The sequence below is a fragment of the Streptomyces sp. NPDC048171 genome (genome assembly GCF_043202655.1).
GTDB lineage: Bacteria > Actinomycetota > Actinomycetes > Streptomycetales > Streptomycetaceae > Streptomyces.
In genome coordinates, this window is the sequence record NZ_JBIDAU010000002.1 from 1 (window position 1) to 21,026 (window position 21,026).

The window sequence follows — 21,026 nt, forward strand, 5'->3', positions numbered from 1 at the left end:
GGGCTTTATATTCTTCGGGGGGTTGTTTTTCCAAAACTGGGGTTGTTTTTGGGGGGGGGGGGGGGGGGGGGGCCGCGGGCCCCCCACCCCTCCCGTCCGTAGCAACTCACCGGTAGTTGACGAACTGCAGCGCGAAGTCGAAGTCCTGGCCCTTCAGCAGGGTGATGACGGTCTGCAGGTCGTCACGGCTCTTCGACGAGACCCGCAGCTCCTCACCCTGCACCTGGGCCTTCACACCCTTGGGGCCCTCGTCGCGGATGAGCTTGGCCACCTTCTTCGCGTTCTCCTGGGAGATGCCCTCCTCGATCGACGCGAAGATCTTGTACTCCTTGCCGGAGAGCTGCGGCTCGCCCGCGTCGAGAGCCTTCAGCGAGATGCCGCGCTTGATCAGCTTGGACTGGAAGACGTCGAGGACGGCGCTCACCCGGTCCTCGGAGTTGGCCTCCATGAGGATCTTCTCGCCGGACCACGAGATCGAGGCGCCCACGCCCTTGAAGTCGTAGCGCTGCGAGATCTCCTTGGCGGCCTGGTTGAGGGCGTTGTCGACCTCCTGCCGCTCGACCTTCGAGACGATGTCGAAACTGGAGTCGGCCATGTCCTGTGGCTCCTTGTATCTGGGTGCGTGTCGGCCCCGTATCGGGCCCGTACCGGCATGTGTCGGCGGCCGCCGAGCCCGCCAGGGTCCCTCGGCCGCATCCTGACCAGCCTAGTCACCCGCCGCCCCCCGAGCGGCGATCAATCGGGTGGCGAAGCACCCCGCCACATCAGGTATTGTTTACGTCGTTGCCACGGAGCGCCGCCGAAAAGCGGCTCGACAGGCAGCAAACCCCGGCGGTGTGCCCGAGCGGCCAAAGGGAGCAGACTGTAAATCTGCCGGCTCAGCCTTCCCAGGTTCGAATCCTGGCGCCGCCACACGACCGAAAGGGTCTGTGACCAGCAGCAATGCTGATCGCAGACCCTTTCGTCGTTTCCGAACCTGAGCTGATCGTTATGGGTACTTTTTCCCACTGTGTCTCACCCTGATTCGGGTGCTGACCAGTCCGTGTGGGGCAGGCGTGGGGCAGCCCCCCCCTCCTAGCTGCCGTTCCTCAGTGCCCTTTCGATCCGGGCGTTCGCCGTGGCGGCGCCGCCGTCCAGGCACTTCGCATAGACCCGGAACAGCACGGCCACGCTGTGGCCGGCGCGCGCTGCTACCTCCTGCGGCTCCACACCGGAGCTGAGCCACGTGGACACGGCGGCGTGGCGAAGATCATATGGACGTTTGGCCAGCAGTGAGGCGCACTGAGCGGGTGTGAGCGCGCGGGTACGGGCCTCCGCCCACACCTCGCCGTATCCGGTGTCCTGGACGAGTCCGCCACGCTGCGTCCGGAACAGCCGCCCGTCGGGGGCGACGCCGTACGCGGTGACGTGCCACCGAAGCATGTTCACGAGATCGGGCGGGATCGGCACGGTGCGGACTGCCTTCCGGGGTCGGTGCTTGAGCCCTCGCCGGTCGTGCGCTTCCCCGCTGTCCGTCCAGGCCGACCCCGAGCGCGGGCGGGTTTCCCGGAGTCGCAAAGTGCCCCACCCCCGGCGGGGCAATTCGCAGTCCTGGAGACGGAGGCCGATGACTTCCGCCGGCCTTGCCGCCGCGTAGTACATGCAGCCGAAGAACGCGACCAGGCGACGCCCGCGAGGGCTCTGCGTGCGCACGGCATCGAGCAGGGCGAGAGCTTGCCGAGGGTCCGGTACGGAGGCGGGGTCCAGTTCCTCCCCCACCTGCTCCGGGGACTTCCACTGCACCTGTGGCAGGGGGTTGTCCGTCAGGCGGCCAGCTTCAACGGCGTAGCCGAGAGCGTTGTGAAAGATGGCCCGCTTCCGGCGGATGGTGGACGCTGCCGCTGTGGTGCCGTCCAGCTTCTTGGTCAAGGCGTTCAGGGCGGCGCGTACTGCCATCCGGTCGGCCAGCGCGGACGTGGGAAGGGACTTCCGCTCGAACCATGCCAGCACGGCGACCACGTCGTCCGGCGGTTCCTGGTCACGGCGGCTCACGTTGAATGCCCAGCTATAGAGGGCCGTCCGTACCGTCTGGGCATCAGCCATGCCTTTGGTGTCCCTGACGAGAGCGGGCGTAACGGTGGCCATGGCTTCCGCGAGCGTCCGGCGTGTGGAGCCGGGGGAGTGCTGCCACTTCATCTCGATGTACTCGCGGGCGTGCTGGTACCAACTGACGTCGTTGCGCTGTCGCAACTCGGAGAGCGGCACCCCGGTGGTCGCGTCGAAGGGCTCGCCGGCGTGAGCCGCCCGCAGCAGCTCAGCGCGGCGGCCCTCTGCCAGTGTCTTGGTGCGGAAAGTCTGAGAGTGCGGAGTGTCGCCCGTCTTCCAGCGCAATTCCGCAGAGGTCTGTCCACGGTCCTTCCGTTGCCGGATGGACCAGATTCGAACGTCGTACGTCTTGCCCATCGGGGGCCTTCCTGCGAAAGGGGCCCCACCATGGCGGGGCCCCGTCGTTGCGGTCAGGGGATCAGGCTGCGATTTCGTGCGTGGCCCACCACGCGTCGAGGTCGCTGCGGCGGCACCGGATATGCCCGTTGGGGAGCTTGATGAGTTTGGGGGCCTTGCCCCGGGCGCGCATGCGATAGAAGGCGGCGCGGCTCATCTCGATCTCTTCGAGGACTTCGGGGAGCTTGAGCATCTTGGGGCGAGCCATCGTTGCTACTCCTCGGTCTGGTGATCTCGGGGTGGTGGTGTGTCCGAGGTGCGGATTTCTGCGTCACTGCGTCAAACGCGTCATGCGGGCCTGTGACCTGCGGCTTTGCGTGACTCTGCGGTGTCGGGTGTCTGTCACGGCTGGGTGCGTGTGTCACTCGGCTGTGACGCGGGTGACGTGGTGTGACGCGGGTTCCGGGCGTCTGTGTCACGCGCATTCGCGCAGGTCAGCGGCCGTCATGGTGGTGACGGTTGACGCGGTGACGCAGGGGCTCTCTCTTAGGACAAAAGAGAGGGGGTGGTTTCTGTTTGTGGTGCGGCTGCGGTGTTGAAGAAGGAGCCGCTTCGCGGCGCGTTCTTGGGGCGGCTGTCGCCGAACAGCAAGAGGAGCACCAGGGGGCGGGTGCTCCTCTTGCTTGTCGTGCGGCCGGAGCGCCCGTCAGTGCAGGGAGCCCTGTTGGTGCAGGGGCTCGGGCACGGGGCGGGTCATGGCGATGTAGCGGGCGGCGCGGGTGCGTCCCCAGTCGATGACGACGCCACGGGCGGCGAACGTGGGCTGGAGACGCTTGAGCCGGTCGGAGAGGACTTTGCCGGTGGTGGGCCACCCCTTGGGCAGGGGACGGCAGTCCTCCCCGCTGTGGAGGCGGCTGAGGCAGTCCAGCCATTCCGAGGAGGTCATGCGCTGCTCTGCGCCCGGTTCGAGCCCGGCGGCGTGATGCAGCACGGTCTGTGCCAACAGGTCGCCCTCGATCACGTCGTCGTTGAGATCGTCGAGGCTGGCCCGGTAGGCGGGCAGAGAGGCGAGGCCGGTGGCCGTGTCGAACTGCGCGCACAGGTGGGCGAAGTCGGCCATGCGCAGGTCGGTGGGTGTAGGCGCGGTGGCGGCGCGGACCTTGACGGTGAGGTCGAGGAGCGAACCGAGGATGACGGGCAGCGCGGCGGTGAAGTCGGCCCACAGTTCCGCTTCGGTGCGCCGCACCGTCGGGCGTTCCAGGCGCAGGGGCAGGAGGCGTTCGGCGAGGTCGGGCCGGATGACACCGACGTCGATACCGGTCAGCAGGAGGGGGCGGCGGTAACGGGAGCGGTACACGTCGCCGTCGCTGAACAGGGCGCGCTTGATGGACTCGGCTCCGGTGACGATGCAGCACATGAGGTCGGACAGGTCCGGGGCCAGGTGGGAGAGGTTGTCCAGGGCGGTGATCCAGCCTGCCGCCACGGCGGTGATCAGGCTCTCCTCGTCCTTGGGCGCGCGGCGCAGGTCGCCGCTCATGCCCTCGATGATGCGCACCAGCATGCGCCCGGCGGTGGACTTGCCGGCGCCCTGCGGACCGGTGAGGAACGGCGCGGGGACGGGAACGCCCGGCTCCAGGCAGCCGACGAGCCAGGCAAGGGCCAGGCATTCGGTGTCCGGGGTGGCGAAGTTGGTCAGCCTCAGCAGAGCGTCGATGCCCTGCCCGGCCGTGTCCGTGGCGGGCAGGGGCAGTTCGCCGGTGAGCTGGGTGCGCCGCCAGCAGACCTCTGCGGGGTCGGGGACGGCGATGGTCCAGCCGGTGGGGTGGATGCGCACGGACTGGCCGTCGTCGCGGCCGAGGTCCAGCCACGTGGCCCCGTCCGAGCCGGGTGCCACGCGGATGTGGGTAGCCTGCACGTCCTGGGAGAGGGCGAGTGCTTCGATCAAGTCCAGTGCCTCCTTCAAGGCGGTGCCGTTGAATACGCCGACCCCGTCGCGGAAGAGTCCGACCATGAGTTCCTGGCGGTGGCTTCCGGTGGTGCCCTGGGAGCGGATGGGGCGGGCCACGGGGTGGCCGTTGCGCTGGGCGTAGACGGTTCCGTCGACGGTGCGGAAGTAGCGGAAATGGGCCTGCGCGTAGTCGGTGATGACCTCGCGGCCCGGCGTCTTCTCGTCCTCGGACACGGCTCACATCCCCAAAGCCGTGCGGGCATTGGCCCACGCGTCCGCGCAGTGCCGGGCCGTCTCGCCCTTGGCCTGCGCGGCGGTGAACAGCCGGGCGACGTGGGCGTCGGTGAGGCAGCCGCACCGCCCGTGCCGGGACAGCACCGCGAGGAACGTCCGGTACACGGTCGCGTGCACCGCGCTGGATGCCTCCGTGATGCGCTGCTCCGCCATGGCGACGCCCCGTTCCAGGAAGACGGGCGTGCGGTGCGGGCACTCCCCCTGCCCGCCCCTCAGGAGCCCTGAGGGCGTCTGTGGCGCCCTGGGGGCGGGGGACGGCTCCTTTACCGCCAGGGCGCGCACCGCGTCCGGCAGAACAGCCGTGGTCCCGGTGCCGGGTCCGAGCCAACGGGCGTAGGCCATCGTCGACTTGATGTCGACGCCGGGCCGGACCGCGTTCACAGAGCGCATGGCCCCCTGGTAGATCCAGTGTTCGCCGCGCGTGGTGGGCACGGTGCGGGTGGCGGGCAGGGTGGTGAGGGCCCAGGTGATGGCGTCGGCGTCGTCGAGGTCGAGGACGGTCAGTCCGGCGCCGCCGGGGTGGTAGGCGACGCACACGGCCTGCCGCCATGCTGCCGCCCACTCGGGGGAGACGATGACGGCGGGGTCGGTGGTGGCGGCGGCCCACCCGTGGCAGGGGGCCGCGCACCGGCAGGGACCGGGCACCTTCATGTTCGGCCGGCCGCCGCACGCGTTGTCCGCGCACGCCGTGCAGTTGCCGAACGGGACCTTGCCCCGGCGCAGGGGCAGCACGGGGGCCCCGGACGCGGCGAGACTCAGCGCCGTGTGCTGCGGGTAGGGCGTGGGTTGCGTCATGCTGGGGTATCTCCAGTTCCTTGATGGGTTCTGGCGAGCAAGGGCGGCCCCGGTTCTTTGGCGAGACGTGAGGGGCCGCCCTTGGCGTAGCTAGCTGTGGAAGTGGTTGCGCTTGATCACGGCCTTGCGGATGTTCACGGTGGTGCCGCCCTGGTGGCCGCGCGTGCTGAAGAGCTGCACGGCGATCCATCCGCCGAAGATGACGGCGGCCAGGATGATGAGCTGGGTGATGAACGCGGTGAGTGCGGCGATGAACGAGGTGAGCAGGACCAGCCCGCCGCACACGGCGAGGAACCCGGCGCCGCCGAGGGCGACGTTCACGGCCGTCCGCGACACGGCCGGTTTGGCGGTGACCGGCTCGGGGCGGGTCGGTTCGATGGCGTAGCCGGTGACGACGCGTCCGTCCGGCAGGACGATGCTCGCCACCGCCGGGACCGTGCCCGGCTGCACCGGTACGACCGGCGCCGCGACGGGCACGGCGGGCGGCAGCGGGGTGGGCTGGTGGACTTCCACGGCCCGCTGTGCGGGCACGTGCGGGGCCTGTTCGGGATACATGCGGAATCCCTTCCGGCCGTTGGCCAGGGAGGCAGGGGCACCCCCTTTCGGGGGCGCTGTGGAGGGGTGTTTCGGGGGTGTGACCTGCGTGCCTCCCTGACTCCCTGAACGATCATTCGTGCAGGTCAGAGTCAGGGAGGCGGAGCAGGGAGGCGGTCAGGGAGTTCTCCCTGACTCCCTGCCCCGCCGGTCGTTCGCTCCCTGCCGTCAGTCGGCGGAAGCGGAACCGTCTCCGTCGCGGTTGGCGAGGGCGCGGGCCACACGGTCGCGGGCCACGCACATGACGCCGTCGGACTTGTACGGGCTGGCGCCGGCGTCGTCGAGGACGCGCTTGAGGTCGAGGAACGACCAGTCGCCGTAGGCGTCCGCGTTCCGTGCGGCGAGCCGCGCGAGGACGTCCTTGGTGCGCACCCGCGGGGCGTCGCCGATGACGGCGGCGATGTCGGCGAGCGGGTCGTGCTCCGCGCTGTGGTCGATGGCGTGCAGGGTGGTGACGCCGTCGCGCAGGGCCTTGGCCCGGTCGGTGATCGCGGTGGCGGCGTCGTCGTCGATGTAGTGCGTGCGCACCGTGATGGACGACTGTCCCGCCGGGATGCTGATGCCGTCGGAGGCGACGACCAGGGTTCCCCGGTCCAGCCCCGGACGCAGCAGGTTCGGGGCGGCGCCTCCGTCGACGGCCTTGTCACCGAGGGCCATGCGGGCCTGGGATTCGGTGCCGAGGGCGAGGGAGGCGCGGGTGTGGGCGCCCTCGCGCACGAGCTTGGGCAGGTTCTCGTTGGTCGGGTCCTGGGTGCCCTGCCACATCAGGACGTTGACCGCGCGGCCCTGGTTGTGAATCTTGCGGACGGCCATGAAGTACCGGGAGTCGGCCTTGGCGCCGCCGTAGGGCCGCTTGTCCTTGCCGGTGCCCTTGGCCGGGCACATGAACGCGACCTGTGCTTCGTCGACCAGCACGATGAGCGGCGGGAACACCGTTCCGGGCGGCGCCTGGAGACGCCGGTTCATCTCGTTCACGGCGCCCTCGACCATCTCGGTCACCTGGATGACGTGCTCGTCCGTCGGTCCCTGGATCAGTGTCGTGGCGAGGCCGTCGAACATGTTCCAGTCGCCCGCGCCCTTGAGGTCGCCCATGAGGAACTGCACGGACTTGTCCAGGGACAGCCACAGCGCGAGGGAGCGCAGGGCCACGGTCTTGCCCTGGTTCGACAGGCCCGTGATCAACAGGTGGCGCTGGTAGAGGGAGAGGGCGGCGGCGTCGCCGCGCAGGTCCTGGCCCCACGGGGCCTTGCCCTTGGTGTAGTCGGCGGTCATCGTGTCGTCGGTGACCAGCGGGGACGGGCCGATCGGCTCGTCCAGGGCGCCGGAGTCGGCGACCCACAGCCGCACCGTGCGGGCGGCCTGGGGGATGGTGATGAACACCTCGTGTTCGTGCCGGGTCAGGTTCTCGGCGAGCTTGCGCCGCTTGGCCTGTACCTCGTTCGTGGCCACTCCGGAGGGAAGGGTCACGTCGACCTCGACACCGCATCCGGCGATCCGGATCGGTCCGAGCATCGAGGCGCCGGCGTCGCCCATCTCCTTGATGGCGCGGGCCAGGGCGGGCACGCCGAGGTCGCGCAGGGCCTTGACCACGATGGACGGGGTGATCGGCTCCCCCTCGGTGTTGCGGACGTTGGCGGGCAGGGCCCAGGCGGGGGCGGCGTGCTGCTTGCGGCCGACCGACCACAGGGCGAGCAGGGCGAGGAACGGGCCGATCGACAGGGCCGGACCCCACACCACCTGGACGATGCGGATCAGCAGGGCGATGAAGTCGACGGTTGCCGACAGCGGGGTGATGACGTCGCCGACGTGGCCGGTGCTGATGGCCATGACGACGCCGAGGGCGACCAGGACACCGATGCTCATCCCGGCGCCGACGGCCACGCCCTTGGCGGCCTCGACCGGGGAGTGCAGGAGGTCCATGCGGCGGTGGTGGCGGGCGGCGCGGAAGCGCTGCAGCCGCTCCTCCCACTCCTCGGCCGCTTCGAGGTTCCCGGCGGCTTCGGCCGCGCGGATCATCCGCTCGTACCGGGAGCCGGTACGGCCGTCCCACGCCCGGCGGGCGACGATCCGGCCGCCGTTGAAGGTGTAGAGGCCGTGCCGGGCCGCCGCCCGGACCGTGGCCCGGGTCGTCTCGTGCGTGGCGGCCGACTTCACGGCGCGGCCGGAGCGGACCCACAGCGGCACGGGCCGCGCCGGGGGCACGTCGGGCACGACCGTGAGCACCGTCGGTGCGGTGTCGGCGGTCGGGGGGTCGGTGGCCTTGTGGAGGTGGACGACGTTCTCGGACATGCTGGAACTGCTCCTGACTGCCCCTTCGGGGCGGGAGTGAGGGAGTGAGCCGGGGTGGCCGGGTCCGTGGAAAGAGCGGCCACCCCGGTACCGAAAGAGGCTGGTCAGAACCAGCCCGACGACCTGCGCTTGGCCTTGTCGCGGGCGGACTCGGTGAGGAGGCGCTGGCGCTCGCCGTGCAGGGCCGTCAGCTCCGCGCTCAGCCGCATCTCGGCGCTGTTGCCGGTGGCGTCCATGCGCTGTTCCTCGCGGCCCGCGCTGCGGCCCCGGGCGACCTTGTAGCCGCCGGCGGCCAGCGAGCGGGCCATGGCCCGGCGCTCACTGCCGTTCAGCGGCCACCACTCGCCCCGGCGGACCGCTTCGAGCTTCTTCTGTGTCGCCAGGATCGCGCGGTCCAGACGGCGGATGTCGGCGTTACGCATCGGTTGGCTACTCCTCGAAGGTTCGGGACGGTCATGCGGCCGTGCGGGAGGGGAGGGCGGCGGGGGCGAGGAAGCGCAGCGCGGCCGTGGCCTGTTGCGGGACCACGCCGTTGCCCAACGCTTTGAGCTGTGCGGAGCGGGACAGGCCGGGGACGTCGGTGACGTGTCCGGCGGGCAGGCCCATGAGCCATTCGACGAAGGCGGGACTCAGCCGTCCCACAGCGTCAACTGGCCCGGGGGCGGGGCGCTGGAGAACCGCCTCCCACCGCGCGACCGCTTCGGCGTACTCGCCCCACCCGACGGGACCGTCGGGAACGCGCTCACCGCCACCTCCGCCAGATTCGCCGTTCCGGACTGCACGCGCCGGTCCGTCGCTTCCGTGCGCGAGACGGCGCCCTTCGCCCCGTCCAACGCCCGCGGGGTCGGCAGCAGCGAGCCCATCTCGGCGGCCAGGCTCTTGCCGTGCCTCCCGGCTTCCTGCGAGGGGCTGCGTTTGGTCTGCCGGTTCTCGTTCTCCGACGCGCGCGGGGTGGGCAGCAGTGAGACGACGTGGCGCAGGTTCATCCCGCCCTGGGCCGCATGTCCGGCTCCGGTGTTCTCCGAGGTCGACGGGGTCGGCAGGAGCGAGTCGACGGCGGTCGGAAGCTGCCCGCGCTGCCCGCCGCCCCTCCAGTCCCGTGCTGCCGGAGTCGGCAGGCCAGGCGAGGACGAACAGGCGCTTGCGCTGGTGAGCCGCTCCCACGTCAGATGCGCGAAGAGTGCACCACCGCGCATCGAACCCGAGGGCGGCAAGGTCACAGAGGACGGAGTCGAATCCGAGAGAAAGGTGCCCTGCGACGTTCTCAAACACCGCGAGACGGGGTCGTAGAACCCCAAGGGCACGGGCGATGTCGGGCCAGATGTGCCGCTCATCAGCGGTTCCCTTCCTCTTGCCGGCGGAACTGAACGGCTGGCACGGGTAGCCGCCCGTCACGACGTCGACCGGCTCCACCTCGTCCCAGGGGGCGGAGGTGATGTCGCCCAGGTTCGGCACCTGCGGGTGGTGGCGGGCGAGGATGCGGCAAGCTCCGGCGTCGTTGTCCGCGACCCACGCCAGCGAGCCCCCGAACACGGCCTGGACCGCCATGTCCAGACCGCCGTAACCCGAGCAGAGCGAACCGATACGCAACCCGCTCACGCCGCCGCCCCGGCGCGCTCCGCCCGCAGGGTGTCCCGCAGCGCCCGCGCGTTGACCGGAGACGTGCGCACCGCCCGCCGGATCCCCTCCGCGGTCACCTTCGCGTCCGGCCAATCGGCCGTCGCCTCCCGCGCCTCGGCGAGCAACTGATCCGGCGTCCGCTTCGGCCGACTCGACTTCGCCACCGCCGGGACACGGCCCGTCGCGCGGCGCGGGCGGGTCGACTCCGCTGCCACCGCACGCCGCTCGATCGGGGCGACCGGAGCGGGGTCGACCTGCGGGAGCGGCTTGGCCGGGAGCGTCGATTTCACGAAGCCGACGGCCACGGGCCGGGGCAGCGCCGCCGCGTTCGCGGTGATCGGAGCGGGGGTCGATACGGGCAGGTCAGCCGTAGACCGTTTCCTCTCGGTCTCGGTGCATTCCTCCGCATTCGCGCTCGCGGCCGGGATCGGGGTGGGGCGGTGGTGCAGGACCTTGGCCACGAGGTCGGAACCGAAGTAGATCGACCCGACCGGCAGCGACGTGGCGAGCAGGACCAGGGCCCAGTTCGCCGGATTCCAGTCGGCCAGCCGCCCCCAGTCGACCGTGCGGCCGTGCAGCTCGGGCACGAGGCCGTGCACGTAGTTGAGGACCAGGGAGGCGACCGTGTACGCCCCCAGCACGCGCAGGGCGAACGTGCGGTCCCGGTCGGCCAGGACCAGGGTGGCGATCAGGGCGAGCGCCATGAGGCCGTCGACCACGAACGGGTACAGCATCGCCGCCGTCTCGTCCGCGCCGACCGCGCCGGCGATGTCCCGCAACGCGTTCCACGACACCCGGAACGCCATACCGACCACAGCCACCAGAGCGAGCACGAGGGCGGCGCGGCCCTTGCGGTGAAGGTTCATGCCGCACCCCCCGCCGCGAGCAGAGCCGCCAGGATGAGCAGGGCGCCGCCGGTCATGGTGAGGTCGACCGCGCGGCGCAGGCACGTGAACTTGGCGACCGCGAGCCGGGACAGTCCGGCGATGTCGGCGGCCAGGTCCCGGGCGACGGCGGCGCCGATCTCGTCGGCGGTGAGGGTGGCCCACAGGGGGAAGCCGTGCTGGCCGCTCAGGTTCGGGCGGACCGACCGCAGCAGCAGGCCGGCCGCGCCGACCAGCAGTGCCAGTCCCAGACTGCCAGCGACGGCGGCGGGCGCGGTCAGCGGCAGGTCGCGGGCGACCGTCCACGTACCGGCGAGCAGGGCGCCGACGAACGCCAGCAGCAGCGCCGTCTTGGTGTCCGTCCGCGTGATCTCCGCCTTTACCTCGGCGTGCGCGGCGGTCAGGTTCCCGTCGGTGGCGCTCATGCGGCACCGCCGGGCAGGCTCGCACCGGCCGTGCGGTTGACCAGCGCGACGCGGGCGGCGAGCGCGCGCCGACGGGCCCGGCGGATGCGGCGCTCGTCGACCTCGGTCGGCGTGCGGTCGAGGGTGACGATGTGCGCGTCCAGCAGGTCGACGTCCGCGAGGATGACGGGCATCTCCTGCTCGATCGCGTGCAGCTCCGCGTCCGTCGGCTCCATGAAGTCGGCGAACGCGGTAACAGCGTCCTGAACAGTGACGATGTGGTCCATGGGTCGTGGTTCCTTCCAGCGAGGAACGGCCCGAACGCGGCTCCCGGGTGGCACCCCGGGAGCCGCTTGCCGTTGGAGTCGGTTCCGGCTCCCCTCAGCGCTGCTCGTACGAGACGAGCAGCGGAGGCAACCGGCCGCCGCGACCAGCACGGCGGAAAGGCTGAGGTTCGAAGCGCGGCCGATGCCGCGAAAGGTTCTGCGGTTGTCAGATCCCGCAATGCCAGTCACCACCCCAGTGGGGTGGATCCGGGCGGGTCACCCGGCCCGACATGGGCGGTCGGGATGGTGACCCGCACCCATCGACCACATGTGTTCATGCGGCTGGGTCGGCACTCTGTTGAGTTCTCCACAGCGCGTACTCCGGGCCGTGCGTCCGGGCGCTGCCTCGCACACCGTGATTCCGGGACCGGCCTTATCTGGTGCGCACCAGTAGGATGCATCTGGTGCGCACCAGAGTCAAGGTGGTTCGCTGGTTCGGATGGCGGTCGAACCGTCGCGGTGCATCTCCAGAAGACCTCTTGAGGCAGGGCCGCCGGTAGCCAACAGGGCTTAACTTTCGGCCTATTAACCCCTGTTGACCTGCGGCGACGTTCGTCAGGCTGACAAGGTGGTGTGAGGCAAGCAAACGCCGGGAGGTGGACCCATGAGTGCGGGACTTCGGAGTGCGCGGACTGCGCGCGGATGGTCGCAGGAACGACTGGTTCGCGAGATCGAGCAGTTCGCCCGACGGAACCTCACGGACGTTGCTTCGACCGCGAGTTTGCGGGTGTACGTGTCCGAGTGGGAGAACGGCAAGCGCACCATCTCCGACCGGTACGCGCGTGTCCTGCGGCAGCTCCTCGGCGTTACGGACGGGGAACTGCGGGCCAGCGCCCCGACGCCGGCGGCACCGGCCGCAGATGGCTATGACGACCTTCTGAGCCGGATCGACTCGGCCAGCAGCGTCAGTGAGTCCATGGTGAAGACGTTCAACGATCAGACCGAGCTACTGCGCACCATGGACCGCCAGAGGGGCGCTGCGGCCCTGGTCGACCAGATGACCGGCCATCTTTCCGCCCTCGAAGACGCGCTCAACTTCGCCGTACTGCCTGCTACGCGTCGGCCCGTGGCGCTCGCGCTCGCCGGTGCATCGACCTTGGCGGCGTGGCAGGCGATCGACTCGGGGGCGATCGAGCGAGCGTGGCGGCACTACGAACTCGCGAAGCGCGCGGCGCGCGATGCTGAGGCACCGATGTACCTGGCTCACGCCATGGGCGAGCAGGCGTACGTGCTCTGCGAGGCGGGACGGCCGGCGCTCGCCGTCGACCTCGTGCGCGACGCGCGGCGCATCGTCGGACAGTCCGGTTCCGCTCGGCTTCGGGCGTGGCTGTATGCCGCGGAAGCAGAGATGTGCGCGCACGCCGGAATGCCGGACGACTGCCGACGGGCGCTGGACGCGGCCATGGCCGTCATTCCGCCGGGCCCCGAGGATCGGGACCCGGACATGCTGAGCATCTTTCTGAACGGTGCCCATCTCGCACGCTGGCAGGGCAACGTGCTCGCCTTACTCGGGGAGGAGTCGGCGGTCATCAGCCTCTACGGCGCGCTTGAGGTCATGGACCCGACCTTCGTGCGTGCTCGGGCCGGACTGCACGCCGACTTGGCCCAGGCGCATGTCACCCGAGCCGAGTACGACGACGCCGGCACGCACTTGCGGCAGGCTCGCCTGTTGGCGAGCCGGACCGGCTCGGTCCGGCAGCGCCGCCGCGTCGACATGCTCAGCGCGCGACTGTGACCCCTTGCGCGCGCCGATTGGCCAGGATGTGCAGCAGGGCAACGAGGGTGCCGGACCCCATCAGCTCACCGCGGGCCATGAGCCCCGGGATGTCCGCGAGGGGGACCCACTCGATGTGGCCGGCTTCCTCTAGGTCGGTCGGTTCGCCGACCCTCACCGCCCCGTGGCCGACGAAGATTTCATGGGGCGAGTCCACCATGCCGACCATGGGCTGATAGCTCACGACGTGTTCCAGCGTCTTCGGGCGCCACCCGGTCTCTTCGACCACTTCGCGTAGAGCCGTGTCCGCTGGTTCCTCGCCGGGGTCAACGATGCCGCCCGGGAGCTCCCAGCCGAACTGTCGGGGCACGAAGCGGTACCGCCACATCATCAGGACGCGGTCGTGCTTATCCAGCACGGCGGTGATGGCCACGTGGTGCAACTTCACTACGTGGTGTTCAAAGGGTTCCATCCCGGGCGGTTCCACATCCCAAAGCTGGAGCTTCACCCATCGGTTGTCGTACAGGTTGCGCTCACCGCGGATGCGCCACGGCTTCACTCCCTCAGGGTGCCCGACGCTGACCGCGCCCGGCACCCGGTATGAACTACGGCCTCGTACCTCCAACGCTCCCTCGGCCACGAGACGAGCCAGCACCTGCCGCAGTGCTGTCCGGCCGATGCTGAGCTCAGCGACCAGCGTGCGTTCTGAAGGGAGCTTGTCGCCAGGGGCGTACTCGCCAGCCGCGAGCCGGTCTCGAAGCGTCTCGTAAACCTTGGTCGTCTTTGGTCCCATGCGCGGAGTACTCTCCGTTCTCCTGTCGTGCCGCCAGCATAGTGGCCTTTACCTTTGCGACGCGGCCCCACCATAACGAGTGTGATGGTGGGGCGTGTATGCAGATGGTTTGTGGGCGCGGGGCGTCACTTCCTGAGAGAGCGCATCAGTAGAATCTTGCTGATGCAGGATTCTGCCTTAACCAGTAGGTGGTCGAAGAGAGTCCCATTTCCTGTGCGGGAACGTGCAGGAAATGGGTCCTTTGCTGCGTGTGCTGCACTTGCCTTCTTACTGGTCTCCTCAGGGGCCAGCAAGGCCACTACGGCGAGCGCTCGAATAATCAGAGCGGCAGTCTGATTATCGATATCCTGCAAGAAGCCGTGTGCCCCCAGGTTTCGCAGATTCCTCCCTGGCGTCAGCAAGAGGGCGCGAATGAAGGAAGACCAGTCAGGGTCAAAACCGTACCTCTCAAGCTGGGGCAGCATGAATCCCAGTCCGGGGAACTGCCCAGGTGACTTCTCTTCCTCCACCCTGTAGATCGGCTCGTTGAGCAAGAGCAGGATGGAACGGATTGCCGCCTCGATGCGTGGCATGGCCAACTGTGCACAGGCTATGTAGTTTCCTTGCCAGTAGAGCGACAGGCTCTGAGCAAGGGACATGCAAAGCCCCGGGTCTGAGCCGTAGGCTTCCATCAGCCATACGTGTAGCACTTCGGTTTCTGGGATGGTGTGCACGTCGGACATTCTGTCTAGCGCGGCAGAAAGAATGATGCCCTGAGTGCGCAGAGCGATATTCTCAATAGTGTTGAGTTGATGCTCCAGCTTCTCGTCATCTGTGTTGTATGACTTCTGAGGGAGGCCGTGGGCCCCATAGGTCGCCGTGCCCATGATCCTGCTAGTTAGCGAGTTGTCTATAATGTCCCTCGCTAGTTTTTCATTTTGTTCCCGTGACCCACTTGGTGCTGGCGTCTCGAAGAAGTAGACCAATGCCTCAATTAGTTCGGGTCGATCGAACGTGCGCAGGTAGGACTCGATGTCGCTGGGGCGCAAGGATGACGCGGCCCTGATGGTGATCCATTCAAAGGAGGATGGGTCGACGGCTTGCAGCATCCTTACGCACTCGGCGTGAATATCTTCCAGGTGGAATCGGCGTGCGAATTTTGCTGCTTGCTCAAGCCTGTGGGTCTTGATGTGGCCGTTAACCTCTTGTGCAGCCTGCTCCAGAAGATTTTCCGCTGCTTTGCGGAGGGCCCGGTCGATCAGGGTTGAGTCTTTCAGATGACCTCGCGCCATGTCTGCTAGTTGCAGAGTGAGGTAATCGGTTTTGTATCGCTCCAGTGCTGCAAACAGGTAGTCCACCGCTTCAGGAGGGAGTTCGACGTCTTTAGATCCGCGCTTACCTCCCATCCGTCCCTCAAGAAGACACCGAAGAAGTGGAAAGCAGGACCCCGGGGCGGACACATCGGCGGTCAGGGTCGCGCTGACCGAGGTAGTCATGGCCTGCTCGACGGAAGCTTCGAGGTCTCTGAGGTTGAGGGAGCGCATAATGGTCCACGCTCGCACTAGCATTTCGCTTCTGTGGAGCCCCGAGAACTGTCCTTCGTTAGCGGCGCGCACGTAGGATTCAACGGCTTGGCGGGCGTATATGTGTGGTTTCGGATGGCGAACGGAAAACAGCAGGTCTGAAAGCAGCCCTTGTAGTTCTGGTTCAGTGCTTTCTTCCAGAAGGGCATTCCATAGCTTCCTGACTTCGGCATCTGCAGCCCGAATCGGGCGCGGCCAAAAGCGTGAGCTATTGTCCTCGTTCAACGGTTCAAGAGATGCGCCGGGTTTAGCGTTATTGCCCCGTTCGAGGTGAATTCTGTAGTAGAAGATGGAGGCTACTTCGCGGATTTCGGCTTGGGTTTCCGGAGTAGTCGTCGATGCGCCTGCCGAAAAAAGTGCGCTGCCTATTTCGTAATAGCTAGTAGCGTCTTGAAATGCGCCACTGACTAGTGATCGGATAGCGGCTATTCGTCCCTCGTTGTGCGAATAGGGAACTGTCTTCGGTTCCTCATCGCCGCCGGGCATGCTCTCCACTAGGCCCCCTGTTCTGCAGACGTGCGCGCCTCCACTGTTGGCAGTGTGCCCTACCCATGGGGCGTGGGGCAGGGAGAGCTCTGCTGGCAGGCGTAGCCCGACCAGGCACTGTCCTGCGTGAACCGACCCCAGGACTTCCATCCCCCTGGCACGATCCTGCCTGAGGATGCGGGATCACATGTTGAGGTGGCACGTTGTCGAACGAAGTCGAGCCAACGCAGATCAAGCTGATGTACACGGACAGCCTGAAGGACGCCGTGAAGGCGTTGGAGTCCGCAGCCGAGCTCGGTCTGGGCATCGAGATCAACAGCGAGTATCACCCGACGCCGGGAGACGGAGACAGCCAGTCCCTGTGGTGGAGGGTCGCGTTGTTTGACGAGGTTCCGGAGACTGATCCGGACGCCGAGGACTGAAACGTCTAAGGCTCTGGGGCATCCGTGAGGTTCTGGGGACGCGGTCGGTGGGAGGCGCAGGTCGCCCGCTGCATGCCGCGCAGACTGTAAATCTGCCGGCTCAGCCTTCCCAGGTTCGAATCCTGGCGCCGCCACAAGACCGAAAGGGTCTGTGATCAGCAGCAATGCTGATCACAGACCCTTTCGTCGTTCCCGGACCGACGACGAGTGCAGGGCAGGTGTGTCGTCAGGGAACGCGGGGGCCGGCCGCTGCTATGGCCTCCGTCGCCGCCCGTTGCAGCGCTCGGTTTGTGATCCAGCTGTTCTTCCCGCCGGTCAGGTGTGCCACGGCGCGGCCCACCCATTCCGGGTCGCCGAGCAGGTGGAGCCTTCCCTCGTCGACGAGCTGCCGCAGCAGGCTCTCCAGCCGTAGGGCATCCACCGCCCGATACGGGCGCGTGTGCCGGTCGAAGCGCAGTGAGTGGTTCTCGTACGGGTGGCGCAGCGTCATGTGCATCCAGCCGCCGCCGCTGCTCCCGGCGACCCTTCCCTTCAGCGTGTACATGCCCCTGCTGTTTGAGCTCCAGGAGTGTTTGCCCCAGCTGAAGGAGATGCCGGTCATGATCCTGGACCACGGGATCAGCCGTCCCTCCGAGCCCGGCTCGTGCTGGTGGAGCCCGTCCGGGCGGAACTCCACCCAGTGGGCGTCGGATCGCGTGGCGTCCCCGACTCCCCAATGTCCGCTGACCAGTTCCAACGGTCCCAGGTATGTGCCGTCCGCCGCCATGCGGGTCATTGAATCAAACGGCTGAGCTGTCGCCGCGCGCGCTTTTCCGGCCGTGCCGTACACATCAGCGCTCGCAGGATGTCAGGGGGCCCTTCCTCAGGTGCTCGCCCAAGACGCTCGCGCCCGTGGCCGCCCGACGGGCATGCGTTGCGGGCAGACTGGGGACATGGCCTCGTCCTCCCGTCGCAGAATGTGCCCCGAGTGCCGTCGCGAGATCGCCGTCGTCGCGGGGCGGTACGCGCGTCATGACCCGCCCGGAGCGCGGGGCGGCGGTGAGCTGGTGTCGTGCCCCGGATCGCGGCGGACGGCGCAACTCGGGGCGGCGCAGCCGTCATTGGACGGGTATGTCGTCCCCGACTTCCCCGGACAGCTCCCCCTGTTCTGACCCCGTCCCGCGTACCGAGTCCCGCGTACCCCCCGGGCGCCTCCCGCCCGCCCCCGCGTCCCCGTTCGCCCCGCTCCGCCCGGCCCGGGAGCCCGCCTCAGTTCCCGGCCACCGACTTCACCGCCACCGACACCGGTGTCGAACCGCTGATCAGTTCCAGGGTCAGGCCGTGCGTCGCCGGGGTGTCGACCAGTTCGGCCAGGGCCGCGGCCACGTCGTCGCGCGGGACGGGGCCGCGGCCGGTGTGCGCCTCCAGCCGTACGAGGCCGGTGCCCGCGTCGTCCGTCAGCATGCCGGGGCGCAGGATCGTCCAGTCCAGCTCGTCCAGCGAGCGGACGTGCGCGTCGGCCTCGCCCTTGGCACGCAGGTAGACGTCGAAGATCTCGTCCCCCTGGTGCGCGGGGTCGGCGCCCATGGAGGACACGACCACGAAGCGCCGTACGCCCGCCCGGACCGCCGCGTCCGCGAAGAGGACCGCCGCCGACTTGTCCACCGTGTCCTTGCGGTCCACCCCGCTTCCGGGGCCAGCGCCCGCCGCGAAGACCGCCGCGCCGGCGCCCCGCAGGCACTCCGCGACCTCCTCCAGTGAGGCCGACTCCAGATCGAGCACGATCGGTTCGGCACCGGCCGCACGGAGATCGTCGGCCTGTTCGGCCTTGCGGATGATGCCCGCCACCTCGTCGCCGCGCGCGGCGAGCAACCGCTCCAGCCGCAGCGCGATCTGACCATGACCACCAGCGATGACAATGCGCATGTCTTCGACCGTACGCCCCGACAGCCGCACCCGCCGCACGACTTCGGTCCGGTCGCTCAGCTCGGCGGACCCCCGCGCTCCCCCCGCCCCTGCCGAGGCAGCCCCAGGTCCGCGGCGCCGCCGTCCTGGTCGCCGTACTCCCGTACCGCGCTGGTCCGCGACACCACGCGCCCCCGGTGCACCACGACGCGGCTGTACGCCAGGGACAGCGCCCCCGCCAGCCGGTCGCCGCGTACCGCGAGGAGCTCGGCCGGGAAACCGGCCTCCACCCGCACCTCGGGCAGGCCGAGCGCCGCCCGTGCTCCCGTGCTCACCGCCTCGTACGCGTCCTGGGGGCGCAGCCCGTGGCGTGAGGCGAGCAGGTACGCCGCCTCCAGGGGGTCGCCGCGCCCGACGGGGTTGGAGACGTCCCGGAGTGCGCCGCTCCCGGCGGCGACCCGCACCCCGGCCGCCCGCAGCAGCCGTACCGGAGCCGTGCCGTCGGGGTGGTCGGCCGCGCCGCACGCGCCCTGCGGCAGGCAGACCACGGTCACCCCGGCCGCCGCGAGCTGTTCCGCGGCCCGGGAGGCGACCTCGGCCGGCAGCAGGCCGAGGCCCTCGCAGGGACCGAGGGCCACCCCGGGGCGCAGCCCGCCCGCCATGGCCGCCAGCCGGGCCAGCCGCGCCGGATCGGCCGCGTCCGTGTGCAGGTCGACCGGGCAGCCCTGCTCGGCCGCGACCTCCAGGACCGCCTCCACGTACCCCGCCGGATCGGGGTCCAGGTCGGGGCACCCGCCCACCACGTCCGCGCCCATCTTGACCGCGTCCCGCAGCATCGCAAGACCGTCGGCCCCGGCGACGCCGGTCAGCACCCTCGGCATCGCCACCGTCGTGAGCTCGGCCAGACCGCGCAGCGAACGCCGCGCCCGCAGTACGGCGGTCAGCGCGCCCAGCCCCGCGACGTCGCCCACGCGCACATGCGCCCGCATCGCGGTCGCCCCGTGTCCGAGCTGGAGCAGGGCGGCCTCGGTGGCCCGGCGCTGGACGTCCTCGGGTTCGTAGGAGACGGGGCCCGGGACGTCGGCGGTCAGGGCCGTGTCGGGGTGGACGTGGGGTTCGGCGGGGGCGGGGAGCAGCAGGTAGCCGCCGAGGTCGACGCGGGTGCCGGGTCCCGGCGTGCGGGCCGGGGTCAGGCTGCCGGCGGTGCCGACGGCCTCGATGCGCCCGCCGTGGAGCCGCACGTCCACGGTCCGGCCGTCGGTGAGCCGAGCCCCGGAGAGCAGGAGCGAACCGTGGTCGGCGGGGCCCGAGGGGGAGGGCGAACGGGGCGGCTGCGGCTGGCTGTCGGGCATCGCGCTCCTCTGGGCTCGGGGCTGCGCAGTGGGGGACGCAAGATCACGCAGAGTGAGTCGAGCCTAGGACGGTGATCAGCCCGTGGCGCGGAGGAGCGCAATAGTCGTACCGGCGCGGTCCGGCCCTCCGGAGTGGTGGGTACGGGACGGGTCAGGGGCGACGAAACGGATTTGGGCGAACGGCGGGCGACCGTGTAATGTCTTCATCGCTCGCCCCAATAGCTCAGTCGGCAGAGCGTCTCCATGGTAAGGAGAAGGTCAACGGTTCGATTCCGTTTTGGGGCTCTGGTGTGAGAGGTTCCCGCCGCGAGGCGGGGCCCGATCGCATCACAGCGGTGTAGCTCAGTCGGTAGAGCAAGCGGCTCATAATCGCTGTGTCACCGGTTCAAGTCCGGTCACCGCTACTGACAGTAGCCGATTGCGGGGTCGGTCCTTCAATCGGCTACTCTTTCCTGCGTTAATATCATCAATCCGTCCGTCAAGGAGCACTCACGTGGCTGCCACCGACGTCCGCCCGAAGATCACGCTGGCCTGCGTGGAGTGCAAGGAGCGGAACTACATCACCAAGAAGAACCGGCGCAACAACCCGGACCGACTGGAGATGAAGAAGCACTGCCCGCGTTGCAACGCGCACACCGCGCACCGCGAAACGCGATAAAAAGGCTCGTACACGAGGCCGTCCCCGATACCTGGGGGCGGCCTCGCGTCGTTTGGGTCAGTGGTGCCCAGCGGGGCACCCACCGCACAGCAGAGCAGAGCAAAACAGCAGGAGGAGCGAGCCCATGGCGCTCGACCAGTCGTTCGTGGGGCGGACCTATCCGCCGACCGCGCCCTACGAGGTGGGCCGGGAGAAGATCCGCGAGTTCGCGGAGGCCGTGGGGGACGCCAACCCGGCGTACACGGACACGGAGGCCGCGAAGTCGCTCGGCCACCCGGACGTGATCGCCCCGCCGACCTTCGTGTTCTCGATCACGTTCAAGGCGGCCAGGCAGGTCGTCGAGGACCCGCAGCTGGGCCTCGACTACAGCCGGGTGGTGCACGGCGACCAGAAGTTCGCCTACGTCCGCCCGGTGCGGGCCGGTGACCGCCTCACCGTCACCTCGACCATCGAGGCGATCAAGTCGCTGGCCGGCAACGACGTCCTGGACATCCGCGGCGAGGTTCACGACGAGCTCGGCGAGCACGTCGTCACCGCCTGGACCAAGCTCGTGGCCCGCGCGGCCGAGGAGGCGTGAGCA

General features: G+C 69.1%; 23 protein-coding genes, 4 tRNA genes and 1 pseudogene. 9 read left to right on the top strand and 19 right to left on the bottom strand.

Features of this window, described 5'->3' with window-relative positions:
- Positions 1–106: 106 nt before the first annotated feature.
- Positions 107–595, bottom strand: coding sequence for a YajQ family cyclic di-GMP-binding protein (locus ACGF3J_RS04305; RefSeq protein WP_125495720.1), 489 nt, complete (start codon positions 593–595; stop codon positions 107–109).
- Positions 596–830: 235 nt separating this feature from the next.
- Between ACGF3J_RS04305 and ACGF3J_RS04310 the strand changes: the two genes are divergently transcribed.
- A tRNA-Tyr gene (locus ACGF3J_RS04310) sits at positions 831–912 on the top strand.
- 162 nt (positions 913–1,074) lie between these two features.
- Here ACGF3J_RS04310 and ACGF3J_RS04315 read toward each other — a convergent pair.
- The 13 genes and pseudogenes from ACGF3J_RS04315 to ACGF3J_RS04375 all read right to left on the bottom strand — a co-directional run bounded on the left by ACGF3J_RS04315 (position 1,075) and on the right by ACGF3J_RS04375 (position 11,536).
- Positions 1,075–2,442 carry a tyrosine-type recombinase/integrase gene (locus ACGF3J_RS04315; RefSeq protein WP_393853459.1) on the bottom strand — a complete coding sequence of 456 codons (1,368 nt, stop codon included), beginning with the start codon at positions 2,440–2,442 and terminating at the stop codon, positions 1,075–1,077.
- 61 nt (positions 2,443–2,503) lie between these two features.
- Positions 2,504–2,689, bottom strand: coding sequence for a helix-turn-helix domain-containing protein (locus ACGF3J_RS04320; protein ID WP_308884014.1), 186 nt, complete (start codon positions 2,687–2,689; stop codon positions 2,504–2,506).
- Between the two features lie 438 nt (positions 2,690–3,127).
- Positions 3,128–4,603 (bottom strand): ATP-binding protein, encoded by a 1,476-nt coding sequence (locus tag ACGF3J_RS04325; protein ID WP_393853460.1) that lies wholly within the window; start codon positions 4,601–4,603, stop codon positions 3,128–3,130.
- A 3-nt stretch (positions 4,604–4,606) separates the two neighbouring features.
- Complete coding sequence (locus tag ACGF3J_RS04330; RefSeq protein WP_393853461.1) at positions 4,607–5,458, bottom strand: bifunctional DNA primase/polymerase; 852 nt, start codon at positions 5,456–5,458, stop codon at positions 4,607–4,609.
- Positions 5,459–5,548: 90 nt separating this feature from the next.
- A complete protein-coding gene (locus ACGF3J_RS04335; protein WP_393853462.1) occupies positions 5,549–6,013 on the bottom strand; it encodes a hypothetical protein in 465 nt (154 codons plus the stop codon).
- Positions 6,014–6,220: 207 nt separating this feature from the next.
- Positions 6,221–8,341 (bottom strand): FtsK/SpoIIIE domain-containing protein, encoded by a 2,121-nt coding sequence (locus ACGF3J_RS04340; protein ID WP_393853463.1) that lies wholly within the window; start codon positions 8,339–8,341, stop codon positions 6,221–6,223.
- Positions 8,342–8,445: 104 nt separating this feature from the next.
- Positions 8,446–8,763 carry a hypothetical protein gene (locus ACGF3J_RS04345; RefSeq protein WP_393853464.1) on the bottom strand — a complete coding sequence of 106 codons (318 nt, stop codon included), beginning with the start codon at positions 8,761–8,763 and terminating at the stop codon, positions 8,446–8,448.
- 31 nt (positions 8,764–8,794) lie between these two features.
- Positions 8,795–8,983, bottom strand: a complete 189-nt coding sequence (locus ACGF3J_RS04350; RefSeq protein ID WP_239081349.1) for a hypothetical protein — start codon at positions 8,981–8,983, stop codon at positions 8,795–8,797.
- Positions 8,971–9,327 (bottom strand): hypothetical protein, encoded by a 357-nt coding sequence (locus ACGF3J_RS04355; RefSeq protein ID WP_393853704.1) that lies wholly within the window; start codon positions 9,325–9,327, stop codon positions 8,971–8,973. Before ACGF3J_RS04355 ends, ACGF3J_RS04350 begins: the two co-directional genes overlap by 13 nt.
- Before the next feature lie 184 nt (positions 9,328–9,511).
- Positions 9,512–9,889 (bottom strand): annotated as a pseudogene (locus tag ACGF3J_RS04360) (DNA cytosine methyltransferase); the annotation flags it as partial.
- Between the two features lie 47 nt (positions 9,890–9,936).
- Complete coding sequence (locus tag ACGF3J_RS04365; protein ID WP_393853465.1) at positions 9,937–10,827, bottom strand: DUF2637 domain-containing protein; 891 nt, start codon at positions 10,825–10,827, stop codon at positions 9,937–9,939.
- The gene (locus ACGF3J_RS04370) at positions 10,824–11,270 is read right to left on the bottom strand and encodes a Pycsar system effector family protein (RefSeq protein WP_393853466.1); all 447 of its coding nucleotides are present in this window, start codon (positions 11,268–11,270) and stop codon (positions 10,824–10,826) included. Before ACGF3J_RS04370 ends, ACGF3J_RS04365 begins: the two co-directional genes overlap by 4 nt.
- Positions 11,267–11,536, bottom strand: a complete 270-nt coding sequence (locus ACGF3J_RS04375) for a DUF6284 family protein (protein WP_393853467.1) — start codon at positions 11,534–11,536, stop codon at positions 11,267–11,269. Before ACGF3J_RS04375 ends, ACGF3J_RS04370 begins: the two co-directional genes overlap by 4 nt.
- A 643-nt stretch (positions 11,537–12,179) precedes the next feature.
- Between ACGF3J_RS04375 and ACGF3J_RS04380 the strand changes: the two genes are divergently transcribed.
- Positions 12,180–13,310: an XRE family transcriptional regulator gene (locus ACGF3J_RS04380; protein WP_393853468.1), complete on the top strand. Its 1,131-nt coding sequence runs from the start codon at positions 12,180–12,182 to the stop codon at positions 13,308–13,310.
- Here ACGF3J_RS04380 and ACGF3J_RS04385 read toward each other — a convergent pair.
- Both ACGF3J_RS04385 and ACGF3J_RS04390 read right to left on the bottom strand, forming a co-directional pair.
- Positions 13,294–14,082 (bottom strand): NUDIX domain-containing protein, encoded by a 789-nt coding sequence (locus ACGF3J_RS04385; RefSeq protein ID WP_393853469.1) that lies wholly within the window; start codon positions 14,080–14,082, stop codon positions 13,294–13,296. The two genes, ACGF3J_RS04380 and ACGF3J_RS04385, sit on opposite strands and share 17 nt — an antisense overlap.
- Positions 14,083–14,207: 125 nt before the next feature.
- On the bottom strand, positions 14,208–16,139 hold the full coding sequence (locus tag ACGF3J_RS04390; RefSeq protein ID WP_393853470.1) for a hypothetical protein: 1,932 nt from the start codon (positions 16,137–16,139) through the stop codon (positions 14,208–14,210).
- A 194-nt stretch (positions 16,140–16,333) separates the two neighbouring features.
- On the opposite strand from ACGF3J_RS04390, the gene ACGF3J_RS04395 reads away from it, so the two are divergent.
- Positions 16,334–16,552 carry a hypothetical protein gene (locus ACGF3J_RS04395; RefSeq protein WP_393853471.1) on the top strand — a complete coding sequence of 73 codons (219 nt, stop codon included), beginning with the start codon at positions 16,334–16,336 and terminating at the stop codon, positions 16,550–16,552.
- Between the two features lie 50 nt (positions 16,553–16,602).
- Positions 16,603–16,686: transfer RNA gene (locus tag ACGF3J_RS04400), tRNA-Tyr, on the top strand.
- A 92-nt stretch (positions 16,687–16,778) separates the two neighbouring features.
- On the opposite strand, the gene ACGF3J_RS04405 is transcribed toward ACGF3J_RS04400, so the two are convergent.
- On the bottom strand, positions 16,779–17,318 hold the full coding sequence (locus ACGF3J_RS04405; protein ID WP_393853472.1) for a hypothetical protein: 540 nt from the start codon (positions 17,316–17,318) through the stop codon (positions 16,779–16,781).
- Between the two features lie 166 nt (positions 17,319–17,484).
- Between ACGF3J_RS04405 and ACGF3J_RS04410 the strand changes: the two genes are divergently transcribed.
- The gene (locus ACGF3J_RS04410; protein ID WP_125495718.1) at positions 17,485–17,703 is read left to right on the top strand and encodes a hypothetical protein; all 219 of its coding nucleotides are present in this window, start codon (positions 17,485–17,487) and stop codon (positions 17,701–17,703) included.
- Positions 17,704–17,800: 97 nt separating this feature from the next.
- Here the strand turns inward: ACGF3J_RS04410 and ACGF3J_RS04415 are convergent, their stop codons facing one another.
- Both ACGF3J_RS04415 and ACGF3J_RS04420 read right to left on the bottom strand, forming a co-directional pair.
- A complete protein-coding gene (locus ACGF3J_RS04415) occupies positions 17,801–18,457 on the bottom strand; it encodes an SDR family oxidoreductase (RefSeq protein ID WP_393853473.1) in 657 nt (218 codons plus the stop codon).
- 56 nt (positions 18,458–18,513) lie between these two features.
- Positions 18,514–19,788, bottom strand: a complete 1,275-nt coding sequence (locus ACGF3J_RS04420) for a hydrolase (protein ID WP_393853474.1) — start codon at positions 19,786–19,788, stop codon at positions 18,514–18,516.
- 212 nt (positions 19,789–20,000) lie between these two features.
- On the opposite strand from ACGF3J_RS04420, the gene ACGF3J_RS04425 reads away from it, so the two are divergent.
- From ACGF3J_RS04425 to ACGF3J_RS04440, 4 genes are all read left to right on the top strand, one after another.
- Positions 20,001–20,073: transfer RNA gene (locus tag ACGF3J_RS04425), tRNA-Thr, on the top strand.
- 46 nt (positions 20,074–20,119) lie between these two features.
- Positions 20,120–20,192: transfer RNA gene (locus ACGF3J_RS04430), tRNA-Met, on the top strand.
- Between the two features lie 89 nt (positions 20,193–20,281).
- Positions 20,282–20,446 (top strand): 50S ribosomal protein L33, encoded by a 165-nt coding sequence (rpmG, locus tag ACGF3J_RS04435; RefSeq protein WP_003948671.1) that lies wholly within the window; start codon positions 20,282–20,284, stop codon positions 20,444–20,446.
- Between the two features lie 124 nt (positions 20,447–20,570).
- Positions 20,571–21,023, top strand: coding sequence for a MaoC family dehydratase N-terminal domain-containing protein (locus tag ACGF3J_RS04440; RefSeq protein ID WP_122615726.1), 453 nt, complete (start codon positions 20,571–20,573; stop codon positions 21,021–21,023).
- The last annotated feature ends 3 nt before the right edge of the window (positions 21,024–21,026 follow it).